Origin of the sequence: Ornithinimicrobium pekingense DSM 21552 (assembly GCF_000421185.1) — a bacterium.
Lineage (GTDB): Bacteria > Actinomycetota > Actinomycetes > Actinomycetales > Dermatophilaceae > Ornithinicoccus > Ornithinicoccus pekingensis.
Genome location: NZ_ATWJ01000009.1, coordinates 324,450 through 342,687, shown reverse-complemented (window position 1 = coordinate 342,687; position 18,238 = coordinate 324,450). Strand labels below are relative to the sequence as shown.

14 protein-coding genes are annotated in these 18,238 nt (G+C 73.8%); 11 read left to right on the top strand and 3 right to left on the bottom strand.

What is annotated here, in order from left to right:
• Positions 1 to 12 precede the first annotated feature (12 nt).
• Genes K330_RS0109080 through K330_RS0109070 form a run of 3 tightly spaced genes read right to left on the bottom strand, consistent with a single transcriptional unit; the run spans position 13 to position 4,673 of the window.
• The gene (locus tag K330_RS0109080; RefSeq protein WP_156875752.1) at positions 13 to 2,334 is read right to left on the bottom strand and encodes a transglutaminase TgpA family protein; all 2,322 of its coding nucleotides are present in this window, start codon (positions 2,332 to 2,334) and stop codon (positions 13 to 15) included.
• A complete protein-coding gene (locus K330_RS20270; protein ID WP_022921521.1) occupies positions 2,331 to 3,644 on the bottom strand; it encodes a DUF58 domain-containing protein in 1,314 nt (437 codons plus the stop codon). Before K330_RS20270 ends, K330_RS0109080 begins: the two co-directional genes overlap by 4 nt.
• 51 nt (positions 3,645 to 3,695) lie before the next feature.
• Positions 3,696 to 4,673 carry an AAA family ATPase gene (locus tag K330_RS0109070; RefSeq protein ID WP_022921520.1) on the bottom strand — a complete coding sequence of 326 codons (978 nt, stop codon included), beginning with the start codon at positions 4,671 to 4,673 and terminating at the stop codon, positions 3,696 to 3,698.
• Between the two features lie 535 nt (positions 4,674 to 5,208).
• Between K330_RS0109070 and mraZ the strand changes: the two genes are divergently transcribed.
• The 11 genes from mraZ (at position 5,209) to K330_RS0109015 (ending at position 18,153) form a co-directional block, all read left to right on the top strand.
• Entirely contained in the window at positions 5,209 to 5,643 is a 435-nt protein-coding gene (gene mraZ / locus K330_RS0109065; protein WP_029202493.1) for a division/cell wall cluster transcriptional repressor MraZ, read from the top strand.
• A gap of 262 nt (positions 5,644 to 5,905) precedes the next feature.
• Entirely contained in the window at positions 5,906 to 6,901 is a 996-nt protein-coding gene (rsmH, locus tag K330_RS0109060; RefSeq protein WP_022921518.1) for a 16S rRNA (cytosine(1402)-N(4))-methyltransferase RsmH, read from the top strand.
• Positions 6,902 to 6,910: 9 nt separating this feature from the next.
• Positions 6,911 to 7,384, top strand: a complete 474-nt coding sequence (ftsL, locus tag K330_RS0109055; protein ID WP_022921517.1) for a cell division protein FtsL — start codon at positions 6,911 to 6,913, stop codon at positions 7,382 to 7,384.
• Positions 7,385 to 7,550: 166 nt separating this feature from the next.
• Entirely contained in the window at positions 7,551 to 9,368 is a 1,818-nt protein-coding gene (locus K330_RS20265) for a peptidoglycan D,D-transpeptidase FtsI family protein (RefSeq protein WP_022921516.1), read from the top strand.
• Positions 9,369 to 10,829 (top strand): UDP-N-acetylmuramoyl-tripeptide--D-alanyl-D-alanine ligase, encoded by a 1,461-nt coding sequence (locus K330_RS0109045; RefSeq protein ID WP_022921515.1) that lies wholly within the window; start codon positions 9,369 to 9,371, stop codon positions 10,827 to 10,829.
• Positions 10,830 to 11,945 carry a phospho-N-acetylmuramoyl-pentapeptide-transferase gene (gene mraY, locus K330_RS0109040; protein WP_022921514.1) on the top strand — a complete coding sequence of 372 codons (1,116 nt, stop codon included), beginning with the start codon at positions 10,830 to 10,832 and terminating at the stop codon, positions 11,943 to 11,945.
• A complete protein-coding gene (gene murD, locus K330_RS0109035) occupies positions 11,942 to 13,471 on the top strand; it encodes a UDP-N-acetylmuramoyl-L-alanine--D-glutamate ligase (RefSeq protein WP_022921513.1) in 1,530 nt (509 codons plus the stop codon). The genes mraY and murD overlap by 4 nt, the downstream gene beginning before the upstream one ends.
• The gene (ftsW, locus tag K330_RS0109030) at positions 13,468 to 14,778 is read left to right on the top strand and encodes a putative lipid II flippase FtsW (RefSeq protein ID WP_022921512.1); all 1,311 of its coding nucleotides are present in this window, start codon (positions 13,468 to 13,470) and stop codon (positions 14,776 to 14,778) included. The genes murD and ftsW overlap by 4 nt, the downstream gene beginning before the upstream one ends.
• Positions 14,775 to 15,881, top strand: coding sequence for an undecaprenyldiphospho-muramoylpentapeptide beta-N-acetylglucosaminyltransferase (gene murG, locus K330_RS0109025; RefSeq protein ID WP_022921511.1), 1,107 nt, complete (start codon positions 14,775 to 14,777; stop codon positions 15,879 to 15,881). The genes ftsW and murG overlap by 4 nt, the downstream gene beginning before the upstream one ends.
• Complete coding sequence (gene murC, locus K330_RS0109020) at positions 15,878 to 17,350, top strand: UDP-N-acetylmuramate--L-alanine ligase (RefSeq protein WP_022921510.1); 1,473 nt, start codon at positions 15,878 to 15,880, stop codon at positions 17,348 to 17,350. Before murG ends, murC begins: the two co-directional genes overlap by 4 nt.
• The gene (locus K330_RS0109015) at positions 17,347 to 18,153 is read left to right on the top strand and encodes a cell division protein FtsQ/DivIB (RefSeq protein WP_084617342.1); all 807 of its coding nucleotides are present in this window, start codon (positions 17,347 to 17,349) and stop codon (positions 18,151 to 18,153) included. Before murC ends, K330_RS0109015 begins: the two co-directional genes overlap by 4 nt.
• Positions 18,154 to 18,238 lie beyond the last annotated feature (85 nt).

Genomic DNA, 18,238 nt, shown 5'->3' with positions numbered 1-18,238 from the left:
GCAGGGGAGTGGTCAGCGACGACGGAACACTCCTCTCACCCAGGCACGGACACCGGCGAGGCCACTCTGCGGCAGGAGGGCCGCGTTGGCGCGGATGTTCCACGGCGTGGCCTCACGGACCTGCTCCACCACGGTGCGCACGTCCTCGCCCATGCGGGAGGCGTCGGCGTCCGCCACGTGGTCGGGCGCGGCATACCTCGAGCGCTCGAGCGTGGCCGTGATCCGGCCGAGCGCGTCCTCGCCCGAGCGGTTCATCATCGTGTTCTCGCGGTAGTGGCGTCGCATGTCGCGCGGGCTGCGGGCCGGCGGCTCGTCCACGCCCAGGTCGCCCAGGCTGCGGGTGAGCACCAGCCACTGGCCCTCGACCTTCTCGGTGGGGGTGGCGGCCGCGCGCAGCGCCTCCTCGCGGTAGCGCCGCCCGACCAGCGGGACCAGGGCCATGAGCAGCGCCAGCACCAGGACACCCACGAGGGTGCGCCACAGCGTCGGCCAGATCTCGGAGAGGCCGCTCTCCTCCTCCGGCGTCGGGGCGGCGGCGGTCGTCGTCGGCTCGGGCGTGCGCGTCACGGTGGTCGTGGTCGGGGCGGCGTCGCCGGTGGTCGCCGGGGTGCGGGCGTAGACCGGCGGGGCCTCGCTGCGGATGCCGGGGGTGGGCTCGAAGCGGGTCCACCCCATGCCGCTGATCCACAGCTCGGGCCACGTGTGGGCGTCGGCGGCGATGACCCGGCGGGTGCCGTCGACCTGGACCTGGCCGGGCAGGAACCCCACGGCCATCCGCGCCGGGATCCCCTCCGAGCGCGCCATCATGACCATCGCGGTCGCGAACTGCACGCAGTAGCCCTGGCGCGTCTCGAGGAAGCCGCCGATCGGGTCGCTGGCGTCGGCCTCCGCCGCCGGGGCCAGGGTGAGGGAGTACTGGTAGGGGGCGCTGCGCAGGTGGTTCTGGATGAGGATCGCGGCCTGCAGCGCGTTGGACGTGCCCGCGACCACCTCGTCGGTGAGCGCGCCGACCGCCTCGGCCGAGACGGGGTCGACCGCGAGCACCTCCTCGTCGAACTTGGCCGGGTCGGCCGGGGCCTCACCCACGCCGTCGGGCAGCTCGCCGCCGCCGGCGACGGACAGGTAGGCGGCGGTGTACTGGTCGGCCGGGGCCTGCAGCACCACCGTCGAGTCGTCGGGGTCGAAGCGGTATGCCGAGTCGTCGGGCAGCTGCACCGAGGCCACGGGGAAGGGGACGGCCAGGTGCGGCACGTCCAGCGCGTTGCCGGTCACCGTCACCTGCTCCTGCTGGAGCTGGACGCCGTCGGCCAGCCCGGCGGGCCGGGGGATCGGGGCGTCGACCGGCAGCAGCCCGGACACCGGACGGTTCGGGGCCACCCAGCGGCCGTCGTCCCAGCGCTCGGTCGCGGTCACCCGCAACGGCTCGAGGCGGGTCGCGGTGGTCCGATAGGTCAGCACCGGCGCCTGTGACTGGTTGCGCAGGTCACGCGCGGGGTCCATCGTCTCGGTGAACGACACCTGGGCGCTGCCCTCGCCGGCGTTCCGGGCGTCGGGGTTGCGGGCCAGGCCGTCGCCGAGGAAGGTCGGCGGCAGGTGCGGGATCGCGGCGGCGCCGACGACCGCGGCCACCAGCGCGAGGGCGCCCAGCACCTGGGAGAGCCCGCGGTAGGTCGGGACGTTCGCGGTGACGTCGTCGCGGCCGTGCGCCTCACGGCGGTTGGCCGACGGCCAGCCGGCGAGCACCCGGTGGCCCTGCTGGGCCAGCATCACCAGCCACAGCACGGCGACGGCGGCGAAGTACCACGGCTCCATCGCCTGCCCGGAGTTGGACACCGACACCAGGAAGCCGGCGGCCAGCGGGATGCCGGCGCTGGCCGGGGCGCGCCCGGTGACGCCCATGGAGTCCACCGAGACGGCGGTCAGCGTCATCAGCGACACGACGAGGAAGGCGACGCCCTGGGTGGTCGGGGCCGGCGCGGCGTAGGTCTGCAGGACGGTTCCGGCCTCGCGCAGCAGCTCGCCGACGAGCAGCAGGGTGTCCCGGGTCGGCACCAGCCCCCGCCACAGCGACTCGCGGAGGTAGACCTGCGACAGCCCGACGAGGCTGACGAGCAGCTGCACCACCGACGTGAGGCTGGGCGGCACGTCGAGGGTGCGCAGGACCGCGCCCGTCAGCGCGACGAGGCCGACCATGAGGACGGCCGGGACGAACCAGCTGTCCTCGCGCAGCAGCCCGGTCAGCGGCCACGCGACGGCCAGGGTGGCCAGCGCCGCGACGAGGCCCTCGGGCCACATGCCCCGGGCGAAGGCGTCCCTGCTGGTGTCGAGCCTCATGCGCGGGCCCCCGCCAGGGTGGTGCTGCCGATGGCCGCCCAGGCGCGGGGGACCTCGGTGTGCGGGCCGACCACGACGGTCTGCCAGCCGGAGTCGGCGAGCAGCGCCGTCGGGGCGACGCGCCGCCCGTCGTCGGCGGCGGAGTCGCGGCCACCCCGCGCGTCCCGGTCGCCCCGCGCGGTGCCGTTGCGGCTCTCGGTGCGGGTGCCGAACTTCTCGGGGTCGAGCACGAAGGCCATCGCCCGTGAGCCGGGCTGGCGGATCGCGGCGAGCGTGCGCAGCGCCTCCTCGTCGTGCGCCACGACGGCGGCGACCACGAGCACGCCACCGGTGGTGAAGGGCGCGGCCGCGGCGGCGAGCCGGTCCAGCCGCGCGTCCTGATCGGGCTGGACGCGGGCGAGCGCGTCGAGGGCGGCGTCGAGCTCGACCGGATGGTCGGTGGTGCCGTCCCGCAGGGTCGTGTCGGTGAGCAGGTGCACCACGAAGCCGTCGGCGACCAGGTGGCGGGCGACCGAGGCGATCGCCGACACCGCCCACTCGTAGGCGGGGCGGACGCCGCTGCCCGGGTAGGCCGCGGCCCGCGAGTCGAGGATGAGCAGGGCACGCCTGCGGGCCGGGCGGTCCTCCTGGCGGACCATGAGCTCGCCGCGGTGCGCGGTCGCCGGCCAGTGCACCCGCCGCAGCTCGTCACCCTCGCGCCAGGTGCGGATGCTCACGTCGTCCTCGCCGTGCAGCGCCACCATCTGCGGCATCTCGCCCTCGCTGCCGCGGGACATCCCGCGGATGCGGCCCTCGCCCAGCGGGTGGATGCGGGGCAGCACGAGGATCTCGGTCGTCGACGACAGCTGCAGGGTCAGGAAGGTCAGCCCGAAGGGGTCGCGCTGGCGCAGCAGGACCGGCCCCAGGGGGTAGGCCCCGCGGTGGCGGCTGCGCACGGCATACCGGAGCCTGCGGTCCTCGCCCGGGGCGAGGCGGGGCAGGACGAAGCGCGGCCGGTCGCCGAGCTGGAAGTCGAGGTGCTCCTCGGCGAGGTAGAGCGGGGTGGGGCGCTTGCCGACGTTGGTGAAGTGCGCGACGACCTGGCCGCGCTCGTCGGGCGCCAGCCGGCTCGGCTCGACGTCGCGGTGCACGCGGACGCGCGGGGTGCGCCGCGGCATGAGGATCAGCGCGAGGACCGGCAGCGCGACCAGCACCAGCCCGATCCGCGTCACGTCCTCGTAGCCGAGGACCACCCCGGCGGCGACGACCACCGCCCCCAGCACGACGAACAGCTTGCCGCGGGTGGTCAGCAGCGCCCACGGCGACCTCACGGCCCGCCCCCTGGCTGGCGCTGCACCGGCACCCTCACCCCTGCCCTGCCCTCAGCGGCCCGACGGGACCGCGGTGCGGCCGATGAGGTCGCGCACCAGGTCGGAGGTGCTGTGCCGCGCCAGCGACGCCTCGCCGGTGGGCAGCACCCGGTGGGCCAGCAGCGGCACGGCCATGGTCTGCACGTCCTCGGGCAGCACGTGGTCGCGGCCGGAGAGCGCGGCGTGCGCCCGGGCGGCGCGCAGCAGGTGCAGCCCGGCGCGGGGGGAGGCCCCGAGCCGCAGCTGGCGGTGCGCCCGCGAGGCGGCCATGAGGTCCACGACGTACTGCCGCAGCGCGTCGGCCGTGTGCAGGTGCCGGATCGCCTCGATCTGGCGCTGCACGTCCTCGGCGGTGGTGACCGGGGTGAGCCGGTCCAGCGGGTTGGCGCCGCCGTGGGAGAGCAGCATCGCCTTCTCCGAGGCGGCCGAAGGGTAGCCCATCGACAGCCGGGCCATGAAGCGGTCGCGCTGGGCCTCCGGCAGCGGGTAGGTGCCCTCCATCTCGATCGGGTTCTGCGTGGCCATGACCAGGAACGGCCGGGGGAGGGGGTAGGTCGTGCCGTCGACGGTGACCTGGCGCTCCTCCATCGACTCCAGCAGCGCCGACTGGGTCTTGGGGGAGGCGCGGTTGATCTCGTCGCCGACCACGACGTTGGCGAAGATCGCGCCCTTGCGGAACTCGAACTGGCGGGTGTCCTGGTTGAACACGCTCACCCCGGTGATGTCGCTGGGCAGCAGGTCGGGGGTGAACTGCACGCGCGAGACCTGGCAGTCGATCGCGCGGGCCAGCGCCTTGGCCAGCATCGTCTTGCCGACGCCCGGCACGTCCTCCATGAGCAGGTGACCCTCGGCCAGCAGCACGGTCACGGCCGTGGAGACGACCTCGTCCTTGCCCTCGATCACCGTTGTGATGGCCCCGTGGATGGCGCCGGCGACGGACTGGACGGCGTCGAGGTCGACGGCTTCGGGCGCAGGGGTGATCGCAGACATACCGTGATCTTGCCAAACGCAGGTCCCTCCCGACAGTGCCGGACGCGAAAGACTGTGCTGACGGGCCGGTGCGGGGGCTCCGCGAGGGACTCTCGAGGCGCCGGGAAGAACGCTCGTGCGGCGCTGTCGTGACACGGGCGTCGCTGGCACGACCACCGTGTCACGACAGAACGGCACGGGTATGCGGTCCCTCCACCTCGTTCCAGGGGCCCTCCACTTCGCACCACCGGGGCGCTCCACCGCTCCCCACCGCGCTCCCTGGCCCGGAGCTCCCTCCACCCCATACATCCTCTGACCTGCGGGTATGCCGTTCCGGCCGGAGCCGGACCCGCGGCGCCACCCGAGGGGATGGGTGCCTACCGAGGCCAGGGGCTCCGATCCGCTCCACCGCGCTCCCCGCCCGTGACCTGCAGAAACGCACGAAATTTCTCGCGATAGGATGCCGAAACGGCTTGCCAGGGGAGCAAAGTGGAGTAAAGTGGGGCGCACTGGAGCAGGAGTTCACCGGTCGCGCTGATCAGAGGGGGTGGTGCAGGTGCTCTTCCTCGGCACCCACACGCCCAAGCTCGACGACAAGGGCCGCATGTTCCTGCCCGCCAAGTTCCGCCCCCGCCTGGAGAAGGGCCTGGTCGTCACCCGCGGCCAGGAGCGCTGCCTCTACGTCTACCCGCAGGACGAGTTCGAGCGGATCGCGATGCAGTGGCAGTCCAGCCCCACCACCAGCCGGGCCGTGCGCGACTACCAGCGCGTGTTCCTCTCCGGCGCCTCCGACGAGGTGCCCGACAAGCAGGGGCGCGTGACGATCCCGCAGATCCTGCGCGACTACGCGGGCCTGTCGACCGAGTGCACGGTCATCGGGGCGGGCAACCGGGTCGAGGTCTGGGACACCGCCGCGTGGACCGCATACCTCGAGCAGACCGAGGACGCCTTCGCCGAGCAGTCGGAGGAGGTGGTGCCCGGACTGATGTGAGCCGCGGTGCACCCCTTCCACCCTGTCCCTGGCCTCCCCCCGTCCACACCTGCTGCAGACGCCGGCACGACTTCCCCCGTGCCGGACCCGCAGCCCGGACGCCGGCACGACTTCCCCCGTGCCGGACCCGGAACGAGTCCTTCGATCCCGACGCCACTTCCCCGGCGCCGGGCACGAGGACCGGATGGACGGTGGGGGACCAGGGACAGGGACGGAGCAGGACAGGCCCGCCGCGACACCTCCTCGACCCGGGCAGACGACCATGACGACCGACCAGCCTCAGGACCGCCCTCCCAGCGCACGCCACACCCCCGTGATGCTCGAGCGCTGCGTCGAGCTGCTCGCCCCGGCGCTGCAGCACGAGGGAGCGGTCTTCGTCGACGGCACCCTGGGCATGGGCGGCCACACCGAGGCGGTCCTGCAGGCCTGCCCGTCGGCCCGGGCGGTCGGCATCGACCGAGACCCCGAGGCCCTGGCCCTGGCCACCGGGCGCCTGGCACGCTTCGGCGACCGGTTCACCGGCGTGCACGCCGTCAGCGACGACGTGCCCGAGGTGCTGGCCGGCCTGGAGCCGCCGCTGCGCCGCGCCGACGCGATCCTCTTCGACCTGGGCGTCTCCTCGCTGCAGCTGGACGAGGTGGAGCGCGGCTTCGCCTACCGCACCGACGCGCCGCTGGACATGCGGATGGACCAGAGCACCGGGCTGACCGCCGCCGACGTCCTCAACACCTACGACGTGGGTGAGCTGGTGCGGATCCTCAAGGAGTACGGCGAGGAGCGCTTCGCCCGCCCCATCGCCAGGGCCGTCGTCCGGCAGCGCGAGCAGGAGCCCTTCACCACCTCCGGGCGGCTCGTCGCGCTGCTGCACGACGTGGTCCCCGCGGCCTCGCAGCGCACCGGCGGCCACCCCGCCAAGCGCACCTTCCAGGCGCTGCGCATCGAGGTCAACGCCGAGCTCAGCGTGTGGAGCCAGGCGCTGACCCAGGCCCTGCGCGCGCTCCCCGTGGGCGGGCGCATCGTCGTGCTGTCCTACCACTCGCTGGAGGACCGCATCACCAAGCGCGGGCTCGCCGCCGGGGCCACCAGCTCGGCCCCTCCGCAGATGCCCGTCGTGCTGCCCGAGCAGCAGCCGTGGCTGCGGCTGCTCGTCCGCGGCGCGGAACAGGCGACCGACGCCGAGACCGCCGCCAACCCCCGATCCGCCTCCGTCCGCCTGCGTGCCGCCGAGCGCACGCGGACCACCCCCGACCAGACCTGAGGTGCACCGATGAGCCAGATGACCCTCGCCCCCCGCCTGGGGAGCGCCGCACCCGCCCGCTCGCTCTCCCGCCCGGTGACCGCCCGCGGCGGCCGCACCCGCGTCGTCGACGCCGCGCCCGCCGTGGCGCACGCCGGCTTCCGGGTGCTGTGCCTGCTGGTCGTCCTCGGCGCCTTCGCCGCGGTGCTGCTGCTCAACACCGCCCGCGCCGAGGGCTCCTACATCCTGTCCCGGCTGGGGTCGGAGGCGACCGCCCTGCACGACGAGAAGGTCACCCTCGAGGCGCAGCTGGCCCACCTGCAGTCGGCCGAGACGCTGGCCGAGAGCGCCCGCAAGCTCGACATGGTGCCCTCCACCTCCACCGCGACGCTGCGCCTGTCGGACGGCTCGATCACCGGCGTGGCCTCCAAGGTCGACGGCGGCCGCACGATTACCGTTGACCTGCCCTCCACGGGCGTGGCGACCGGCGAGAAGGACGGCTAGCCACCGACCTTCACGCCCCGGCCGACCGTCCGTGACCACGGGCCGGCGGGCCTCCTGACCAGCCGACCGACGGACTCCATCGACAGGGGTGATGACCTCCGTGACAGCAGCGCGCAGGCCGCGGCGCGGCCCCGTCGCCCCCGGGGTCGTCCACCCGCGTCGCCGCATGCGCACGATGCTGGTGGGTGTCATGGTCGTCCTCAGCCTCTTCGCCGCCCAGCTCGTGCGGCTGCAGGGCCTCGACGCCGCCAGCGTGTCCGCCGCCGCGGTCAACGGCCGGCTCGAGGTCCGCGCCATCCCCGCCGAGCGCGGCACGATCACCGACGTCTCCGGGGCCGAGCTCGCGGTCAGCGTCGAGCGCCGCCGCATCGTCGCCGACCCCACCCTGGTCGAGGACTACACGCTCAAGGACGACGAGGGCGAGGTCGTCGCCGAGGGCTTCGCGGCCGCGGCCCAGGTCGTCTCCGAGGTCACGGGCGCCGACGAGGGTCCGATCCTGGAGGCGCTGACCGACCCGCCGGGGGAGAAGTACACCGTGCTGGTCAAGGACGTCTCCCCGCAGACCTGGCAGGAGCTGCGCGCCCGCGGCGTGCGCGGCGTCAGCGCCGAGAACGTCATGCGCCGCGACTACCCGCTCGGCGAGGCAGCCGCGCCGCTCGTCGGGTGGATGGGCGCGGGGGAGATGCCCGCCGGCGGCATCGAGCTGGTCCACCATGACGACCTCACCGGCGCACCAGGCGAGGCGGTCTTCGAGGTCGGCTCCAGCGGCGAGCGGATCAGCACCGGCCTCTACCAGGAGGACCCGGCCGTCCCGGGCCAGGACGTGCGCCTGAGCATCGACGCCGACCTGCAGTGGTACGCCTACGACGCCATCCGCGAGCGGGTCAAGGACGCCGGGGCGCTGCGCGGGTATGCCGTGGTGCAGGAGGTCAGCACCGGCCGGATCGTCGCCCTGGCCAGCTATCCCGGCTTCGACCCCGCCGACGACACGCAGACGTCGGAGGACATGCGCAACGCCGCGATCGAGGACGTCTACGAGCCCGGCTCGACCGCCAAGCTCATCACCGCGGCCGCGGCCGTCGAGGAGGGCCTGGTCGAGCGCGACACCCCCGTCGAGGTGCCGGTGTCGCTGCCGCGCGGCGGCACCTCCTTCCGCGACGTCGAGCCGCACCCGGTGCAGCACCTGACCTTCGCCGGCGTCATCGCCAAGTCCTCCAACATGGGCACGATCCTCGTCGGGGAGAAGCTCGGCGAGCAGAAGCTCTACGACTGGATCCGCAAGTTCGGGCTGGGCAGCCCCGTCGGGCACGGCCTGCCCGGTGAGTCCGCCGGACTGGTGCCCCAGCCGGGGACCGCCGGGTGGAGCGACACCACGCAGTACACCCTGATGTTCGGCCAGGGCTACTCCGGCTCGTTCCTGCAGCAGGTGAGCGTCTTCCAGACCATCGCCAACGACGGGACCCGCCTGACGCCGTCCTTCATCCAGGGCACGGTCGACGAGGAGGGCCGCTACGCCGAGCTGCCGCTGCCGACCGGCACGCGGGTGGTCTCCAAGGAGACCGCCGACACGCTGACCGAGATCATGCAGCAGATCCCCGCGACCGGCGGCACCGCGCCGCTGGCGGCCGTCGACGGCTACCACGTGGCCGGCAAGACCAGCACCGCCGACCGTTTCGACGAGACCAAGGGCGGCTACAGCGGGGTCACCTCGAGCTTCATCGGCTTCGCGCCCGCGGACGACCCGAAGTACGTCGTCGGCGTCGCGGTGCAGCGCCCGACCAAGATCCACCGCTTCGGCGGCATCATCGCCGGCCCGGTCTTCTCCTCGGTCATGCGCTACGCGCTGCAGAAGGAGGGCGTCGAGCCCGCCGAGGGCCCGCCGCTGGAGGTGCCCCTCGAGTACGACCCGGCGAAGAAGGCGCCGGGTCAAGGATCCGGTGTCACACTGGGGGACATTGCCATCAAGGACGAAGGGAGGCGGTGAGTGATCCCCCTGACCCTCCGCGACATCGCCCGGGTCACCGGTGGACGGGTCCATCCCGACACCGCCGAGGCTGCCGCGACCACCATCACGACGAGCGTCGTCACCGACTCCCGGGCCGTCGAGCCCGGGAGCCTCTACGTGGCGCGCCGTGGTGAGTCGGCCGACGGCCACGACTACCTCGGAGACGCCGCCGCTGCCGGTGGCGCCGCCGCGCTGACCAACCGCGAGACCGACGCGCTGCCGTGCGTCGTCGTCGACGAGGCTCCGGACCACGATCCCACCCGGAGGGTCGACCTGCCGCCCTACGACGCGGTCACCCGCGCCTTCGCCGCCGTCGCCCGCGAGGTGCACGACCGCTGCGCCGCGGCCGGGGGCCTGCGCGTCGTCGGCATCACCGGCTCCTCCGGCAAGACCTCGACCAAGGACCTCATGGCCCAGGTGCTGCCCGCGCTCGGCCCGACGCTGGCCCCCGAGGCCTCCTACAACTCCGAGGTCGGCGTGCCGCTGACCGTCTGCCGGCTCGCCGAGGACACCGAGTTCCTCGTGGCCGAGATGGGCGCCTCCGGCGCGGGCCACATCGAGCACCTCACCGGCATCGCACCGCCCCAGGTCGCCGTCGTCCTCAACGTCGGCACCGCGCACCTGGGCGAGTTCGGCTCGCGCGAGGCGATCGGCGAGGCCAAGTCCGAGCTGGTGCAGGCGCTGCCCCCCGACGGCCTGGCCGTCCTCAACGCCGACGACCCCGTCGTCGCGGGTATGGCGTCGCGGACGCAGGCGCGCACGCTGCTGGTCGGCCGCGGCGAGGACGCCGAGGTGCGGGCCACCGACGTCGTCCTCGACCCCGACGGCCGCGCGTCGTTCACGCTGCACGCGCCCGACGGCCCTGCCGAGGGGCTTGCGGTCCAGCTGCAGCTGGTGGGGGAGCACCACGTCGGCAACGCCCTCGCGGTCGCCGCCACCGCCCACGAGTGGGGAATGCCGTGGCCCGAGGTCGCCGACGCGCTCGGCGCCGCGACCGCGAAGTCGCGATGGCGCATGGAGGTCACCACCCGCCCCGACGGGGTCACGGTGGTCAACGACGCCTACAACGCCAACCCCGACTCCACGAAGGCGGCGCTGCGAGCCCTGGCGGCGATGCGCCGGCCCGAGGGCCGCACCCTCGCCGTCCTCGGCGGCATGCTCGAGCTCGGCGACGACAGCGACGCCGAGCACGCCGGGGTCGGCCGGCTCGCCGGCGAGCTCGGCGTCGACGCGCTCGTCACGGTCGGCGACCTCGCCGGGCCCGCGGGCACGGCATACCTGCAGGCGGGCGGAGCCACGCACCACGCGGTCGAGGACCGCCACCGCGCCGAGGAGCTCCTGGCCGACCTGCTGCGCCCCGGCGACGTGGTGCTGCTGAAGTCCAGCCGCGACTCGGGCCTGCGCTTCCTGGGCGACGCCCTGGCGGGGAGGGACGGCTAGATGGTCAACGTCCTGCTCGCCGGCGGTGTGTCGCTGGTCATCGCGCTCTTCGGCACGCCGCTGTTCATCAAGTTCCTGGTCCGCCGCGGCTACGGCCAGTTCATCCGCGACGACGGCCCCACCTCCCACCACACCAAGCGCGGCACGCCGACGATGGGCGGCGCGGTGATCATCCTGGCCACGCTGGCCGGCTACGTGCTCTCCCACCTGCTGCTCATCCTGCTCGACATGTCCGGGCTGGTGGAGGTGACGCACAGCCGGTTCACGATGAGCGCGGTGCTGGTGCTCTTCCTGCTCACCGGGCTGGGGTTCATCGGCTTCCTCGACGACTACACCAAGATCTCCAAGCAGCGCAGCCTCGGCCTGACCTCCCTGGAGAAGCTCGCCGGCCAGGCGGTCGTGGCGATCATCTTCGCCGTCGGTGCGCTGCAGACCCCGGGTGACAACACCCGCAGCCCCGCCTCGACGGCCATCTCCTTCGTGCGGGACACGCCGGTCGACCTCGCCTTCGCCGGCCCGGTCATCGGCACGATCCTGTTCATCATCTGGGCCAACATCCTCATCGCCGGCGCCTCCAACGGGGTCAACCTCACCGACGGCCTCGACGGGCTGGCCACCGGCGCGAGCGTGATGGTCTTCGGCGCCTACTCGGTCATCGGCATCTGGCAGTACAACCAGAACTGCCAGCTCGCCCCCGGCCCCAACTGCTACGACGTGCGCGACGCCCTCGACCTGGCTGTGGTGGCCTGCTCGGTGGCCGGCGCCACCTTCGGCTTCCTGTGGTGGAACGCCTCGCCGGCCAAGATCTTCATGGGCGACACCGGCTCGCTGGCCCTCGGCGGCGGCCTGGCCGGCCTGGCCATCACCACCCACACCGAGCTGCTGCTGGCCATCCTCGGCGGCCTGTTCGTCATGATCACGCTGTCGGTGATCATCCAGGTCGCCTCGTTCAAGATGACCGGAAAACGGGTGTTCCGGATGGCGCCGCTGCAGCACCACTTCGAGCTGCTCGGGTGGGCCGAGGTGACGATCGTCATCCGCTTCTGGATCATCGCCGGGCTGTGCGTCGCCGTCGGGCTGGGCCTGTTCTACGGCGAGTGGGTGGCCAACCTGTGAGCGGGAGCGGGCGGACGGACCTGGACGAGCTCACCCACCGCGACGCCGACTGGTCGGGCCTGCGCGCGCTGGTCGCCGGGCTCGGCGTCACCGGCTTCGCCGCCGCCGACGCGCTTCTCCAGCACGGCGCGCGCGTCACCGTCGTCGACCGCGGCAACGGCACGGAGAAGCAGGAGACCCAGGCCGGGATCCTCGGCATCCTCGGCGCCGACGTGCGGCTGGGGCCCGAGCACGTCGAGGGCTGGCCGGAGGACCTCGAGGTCGACGTGGTCGTCACCTCGCCCGGCTGGCCGCCCAGCCACCCCGTGCTCGACGCGGCGCTGGAGCGCGGCATACCCGTGTGGTCGGAGGTCGAGCTCGCCTGGCGCCTGCAGCCACGCGTGGGCGCGGCGCCCTGGCTGGTGGTGACCGGCACCAACGGCAAGACCACGACCGTGCAGCTGCTCGAGACGATCCTGCGCACCGCCGGTCTGCGGGCGATCGCCACCGGCAACGTCGGCACGCCGGTCCTCGACGCCGTCCAGCACCCCGACCCCTACGACGTCATCGCGGTCGAGCTCTCCAGCTTCCAGCTGCACTTCACGCACTCGATGTCGCCGCTGGCCTCGGTCGTGCTCAACCTCGCGCCCGACCACCTCGACTGGCACGGCTCGCTCGAGGGGTATGCCGCGGACAAGGCCCGGATCTACGAGCGCACCCAGGTGGCCTGCCTCTACAACGTCCAGGACGAGCGCACCGAGCGCATGGTCGAGGAGGCCGACGTGGTCGAGGGTTGCCGCGCGGTCGGCTTCACGCTCGGCACGCCCGGCCTGTCGATGCTCGGGGTGGTCGACGACGTCCTCGCTGACCGCGCGTTCATCCAGGAGCGTGCGACGAGCGCGGCCGAGCTGGGCACGCTGGCCGACCTGGCCCGCGCCTCCGGCGGCGACGGCACCGGCACCCCGCCGCCGCACCTGGTCGCCAACGCCCTGGCCGCCGCCGGCCTCGCCCGGGCCGCCGGCGTCTCCTCGGCCGCCGTCCGCGACGGCCTGCGCGCCTTCCGCACCGACTCGCACCGCACCACGATCGTCGCCGAGCACGAGGGCGTGACCTGGGTCGACGACTCCAAGGCCACCAACCCGCACGCCGCCCAGGCCGCGCTCTACGCCTACCCCGACATCGTCTGGGTCGCCGGTGGCCAGCTCAAGGGTGCCGAGGTCGACGACCTCGTCGCCAGGGTCGCCGACCGGCTCCGCGGGGTCGTGCTCCTGGGCGCCGACCGTGCGCAGATCGCGACCTCGCTCGCCCGACACGCGCCCGAGGTCCCCGTCCACGACGCCGGGGTCGCCGACCATGGGGACATGCGTGCGCTGGCCCGGCTGATGGACGACGTGGTGAGCTCTGCCGCGGCCATGGCCCGACCCGGCCACGTCGTGCTCCTCTCGCCCGCGGCGGCGTCGCTGGACATGTTCCCCAGCTACGGCTCGCGCGGCGACGAGTTCGCCGACGCGGTGCGCCGCCACCTGGCGGGGGAGGAGAGGTCGTGACCACGATCTCCCGACCGCGGCCCACGGCGACGGTGCGCCCGCGCACCTCCCGGCAGCCCGCGACCAGCCCGTCGGAGTGGAGCCTCGCCTCGGTCGGCGAGTGGCTGCGCTCCCCGGTCGCGCCCTACTACCTCGTGCTGGCCTCGGCCGGGATCCTCACCGCCCTCGGGCTGGTCATGGTGCTCTCGGCCAGCGGCCCCCGCTCGTTCGTCGACAGCGGCAGCTCCTACACCGTCTTCCTCGAGCAGGTCGCCTTCGCCGGGGTCGGCATCGTCCTCGCCCTGGTCGGCTCCCGGGTGCCGGTGCGCTGGTGGAAGCGCATGGCGTTCCCCGCGATCCTGCTCGCGCTCGGCCTGCAGGCGGCCGTCTTCACCGGCCTGGGCGTGGAGTTCCAGGGCAACCGCAACTGGATCAGCATCGCCGGCTTCAGCCTGCAGCCCTCGGAGTTCGGCAAGCTGGCACTGGTCGTCTTCGGCGCGGCGGTGCTGGCCAACCGGCGCAAGGTCATCCACCGGATCGTCCCGGCCACCGCGCCGTTCGTCTTCCCCTTCGGCCTCGTGCTCGTCGGGCTGGTGCTGCAGGGTCACGACCTGGGCACCGCCATGATCATGGTCGCGATCGTCGTCGGCATGCTGTGGGCGGCCGGACTGCCCGCCAAGTGGTTCGTCGGCGTCGGCGCCGTCGCCGCCGGTGGCGTCGCCTTCCTCGCCGCCGGCAGCGCCAACCGCATGCAGCGCATCCAGGTGTGGCTCGGCGACATCTGCGACTCCCCGCACGCGGCCAACGGCGGCTGCTTCCAGAAGGTCCACGCCGAGTACGCCCTCGCCGACGGCGGCTGGTGGGGGCTGGGCCTAGGCGCCTCCCGCGAGAAGTGGGGCCTGCTGCCCGAGCCGCACAACGACTTCATCCTGGCGATCATCGGCGAGGAGCTGGGCCTGCCCGGGACCATGGCCGTGCTGCTGCTCTTCGCCGTGCTTGCCTACGCGTGCTTCCGCATCGTCAGCCAGTCCGACGACCCCTTCATCCGGCTCGCGACCGCCGGCGTGATGATCTGGCTGCTCGGCCAGGCGCTGCTCAACATCGGCTCGGTCATCGGGATGCTGCCGATCATCGGCGTGCCGCTGCCCCTGGTCTCCAGCGGCGGGTCGGCGCTCATCGCCGCCCTCATCGGGGTCGGGCTGCTGCTCGCGCTGGCCCGCTCGGTGCCCGGTGCGGCCGAGCGTCTCAAGGCCCGCCCCTCCGCGCTGCGCCGCACCCTGGCCGTCGTCCCGACCCGCCGCGCCGCCGGGCGGGGGAGCCGCCGATGAGCGAGCGACCCCTCTCCGTCGTGCTGGCCGGCGGCGGCTCGGCCGGTCACGTCAACCCGCTGCTGGCCACCGCCGACGCCCTGCGCCGCCGCGTACCCGACGTCCACATCTGCGTGCTCGGCACGACGGAGGGGCTCGAGGCCCGGCTCGTGCCCGAGCGCGGCTACGACCTCACGTTCGTGCCCAAGGTGCCCTTCCCGCGCCGCCCCGACGCCACCGCGCTGCGCTTCCCGACCGCGCTCACCTCGGCGATCGGCGCCGCCCTCCATGCGATCCGCGCGTGCGAGGCGGACGTGGTGGTCGGCTTCGGCGGCTACGTCTCGACCCCGGCCTACCTCGCGGCGCGCCGGGCCGGCACCCCGATCGTCATCCACGAGCAGAACGCCCGCGCCGGCCTGGCCAACCGCCTCGGTGCCCGCCTCACCGACGCCGTCGCGACGACCTTCGACGCGACCGAGTTGCCCGGTGCCACCCGTGTCGGGCTGCCGCTGCGTGCTGAGATCCGCGACCTCGACCGTGCCGCGCTGCGGCCGCAGGGGCTGGCCCACTTCGGCCTCGACGACGACCGGCCCACGCTGCTGGTCTTCGGCGGCTCGCTCGGCGCCCAGCGGCTCAACCAGGCCTTCTCCGCCGCGGCCGAGGACCTGCTGACCGCCGACGTGCAGGTGCTGCACCTCACCGGTGAGGGCAAGGACATCGAGGTGCCGGCCCGGCTCGACGGCGCGCGTTACGTCGCGATGAGCTACACCGACCGCATGGACCTCGCGTATGCCGTCGCCGACCTGGCCGTGTGCCGCGCCGGTGCGGGCACCGTGAGCGAGCTGTCGGCCGTCGGCGTGCCCGCCATCTACGTGCCGCTGCCCGTCGGCAACGGCGAGCAGCGGCTCAACGCCGCCGAGGTCGTCGAGGCCGGCGGTGGCCTCCTCGTCGACGACGCCGAGGTCAACGCCGACTGGGTGCGCGGCACCGTCATCCCGCTGGCCTGCGACCTCGAGCGGCTCGCCGCGATGTCGCGCGCGGCGGCCGAGCACGGCGAGCGCGACGCCGACGACCAGCTGGTGGACCTCATCCTGACCACGGCCGGACGGGGAGCGGCGGGGTGAGCAGCCCCCGCTTCGACTTCACGGCCGCGGTGCCGGCCGCCGACGAGCTGGGCGCGGTCCACTTCGTCGCCATCGGCGGCTCCGGCATGTCCGGCGTGGCCCGGATGTACCTTGCGCGCGGCATCCCCGTCTCCGGCTCCGACCGTGCCGACAGCGCCACTTTGCGCGCGCTGGAGGCCGAGGGCGCCCGCGTCTTCGTCGGGCACGACCCGGCCCACCTCGAGGGTGCCTCGACCGTGGTGGTGAGCAGCGCCATACCGGAGGACAACCCCGAGCTCGCCGCCGCCCGTGCCGCCGGGCTGCGGGTGCTGCACCGGTCGCAGGGCATCGCGGCGCTGCTGCCCGGCCGCGACGCCGTCGCGGTCGCCGGCGCCAACGGCAAGACCACCACGAGCGCGATGACGACCGTGGCCCTGCAGGCCGCCGGCGCCGACCCGGCCTACGTCATCGGCGCGCCGCTGGCCGGCTCCGGCACCAACGCCGCGCCCGGCGGTGAGGGCAGCCCCGTCGTCGTCGAGGCCGACGAGAGCGACGGCTCCTTCCTCGTCTACCGCCCGCGGGTCGCGGTCGTGACCAACGTCCAGCCGGACCACCTCGACTTCTGGGGCGACGAGGCCGGCGTCGAGCGCGCCTACGCCGACTTCGCCCGCACGATCGCGCCCGGCGGCCTGCTCGTCACCAACGCCGACGACCCCGGCGCCGCCCGTCTCGCCGCACGCGCCCGCGACGAGGGCACGCGCGTGGTCACCTGGGGCACGGGGGCCGGGGAGGCCCCCGACGTGCTGGTCCGCGACGCGCGCACGGAGGGTATGACGTCCTCGGCCACCCTGGTCTGGAGCCGCACCCTCGGCCCGGTGACCGAGGGCACGACCGCCCAGCTGCGGCTTCCGGTGCCCGGGCTGCACAGCCTGCACAACGCCACCGCCGCGCTGCTCGCCGCAACCGCGGGCCTTGGCGTGCCGCTTGAGCCGGTGCTGGCGGGGCTGGCGGCCTTCCCCGGCGCGCACCGGCGCTTCGAGCACGTCGGCACCGCCGGCGGCGTCGAGGTCGTCGACGACTACGCGCACAACGCGCCGAAGGTCACCGCCGTGGTCCAGGCGGCACGCTCGGCCGCCGCGGGTCGGCGTGTCGTGATCGCCTTTCAGCCGCACCTGTTCTCCCGCACCCGCGACTTCGCCGAGGGTTTCGCCGCCGGCCTGGCCGCTGCCGACGTGCTCCTGCTGCTGCCGGTCTACGGCGCGCGGGAGGCCCAGGAGCAGTTTCCCGACGTGACCTCCGGCCTGCTCGCCGACCTCGTGCGCGAGGCCGGCACCGGCACCGAGGTGCACCTGCTCGACGAGCGCGGACGTGCCGCCGAGATGCTCCATACCCTCGTGCGTCCGGGCGACCTCGTCGTAACCGTCGGCGCCGGCGACATCACCGCCGTCGGGCCACAGCTGCTCGAGCTGCTGGGGGAGGAGGCGTCGTGAGGATCCTGCCGAAGGGGATGGCCGAGCGCCGCCGGCAGCGGCGGGCTCAAAGGCGCGGCGTGCGCGGGCCCAAGGCGTGGCGATGCGCCGTGCTCGGCTGGGGCAGCCTCGTCGCCGTGCTCGCCGCCGCGCTGGTCTTCCTGTTCTTCTACTCCGTGGCCTTTACCGTCGAGACCGTGCGGGTCAGCGGGGTCGAGGGCGAGGTCGCCGACAGCGTCGTTCGCCACGCCGACATCCCGCAGGGACGACCGCTCGCACGGGTCTCCGAGAGCCGGGTGAGCGAGCGGGTCCTGGCCGGCGACACGCGGGTGCGCAGCATCGACGTGACCCGCAGGTGGCCCTCGACGGTGGTCTACGAGGTCGAGCTGCGCGAGCCGGCGCTCGCGCTGCGGCGCGGTGACAGCACGTGGGTCGCGGATGCCGGCGGCGTGGTCTACGACGAGGTGGGCAAGCGACCCAAGGGTGTGCCGTTGGTCCGCGTCGCCGGCGAGGAGCCGCAGGCGCTGTCTCGCGAGACCGTGCGCGGCCTGGTGGAGCTGTGGAGCCTGCGCCCGGAGGCGAAGGCGCTCGAGGGCGAGCTGTCGGTCCCGACCTACGCCGCCAACGGCACCGTGACGATGACGGTCGACCAGCTGACCCTGGCGTGGGGTGAGCCGACCGAGTCCGAGAAGAAGTGGAAGGTCGTCACCGCCCTCCTGGACCAGGAGAGCATCGACCCGCTCGGCGGCATCCCGCAGAAGATCGACGTGAGCTCGCCGGAGACGCCGATCGTGACGGGGCTGCCGGCCGCGCCGCAGGGCTGACGCCGCCTTTCGGTGGCGGCCTAGACCCTCGACCTGAAGTCGAGGTTCACGCTCAAGGGGCCAAATGGCACCCCCGTCTTATGCT

What these genes read in the sequence shown, in the direction of transcription:
- rsmH (WP_022921518.1), top strand. Translation starts at nt 5,906, where the DNA reads ATGACGACCGACCAGCCTCAGGACCGCCCTCCCAGCGCACGCCACACC.
- murG (WP_022921511.1), top strand. Translation starts at nt 14,775, where the DNA reads ATGAGCGAGCGACCCCTCTCCGTCGTGCTGGCCGGCGGCGGCTCGGCC.
- K330_RS0109080 (WP_156875752.1), bottom strand. Translation starts at nt 2,334, where the DNA reads ATGAGGCTCGACACCAGCAGGGACGCCTTCGCCCGGGGCATGTGGCCC.
- ftsL (WP_022921517.1), top strand. Translation starts at nt 6,911, where the DNA reads ATGAGCCAGATGACCCTCGCCCCCCGCCTGGGGAGCGCCGCACCCGCC.
- K330_RS20265 (WP_022921516.1), top strand. Translation starts at nt 7,551, where the DNA reads ATGCGCACGATGCTGGTGGGTGTCATGGTCGTCCTCAGCCTCTTCGCC.
- K330_RS0109070 (WP_022921520.1), bottom strand. Translation starts at nt 4,673, where the DNA reads ATGTCTGCGATCACCCCTGCGCCCGAAGCCGTCGACCTCGACGCCGTC.
- mraY (WP_022921514.1), top strand. Translation starts at nt 10,830, where the DNA reads ATGGTCAACGTCCTGCTCGCCGGCGGTGTGTCGCTGGTCATCGCGCTC.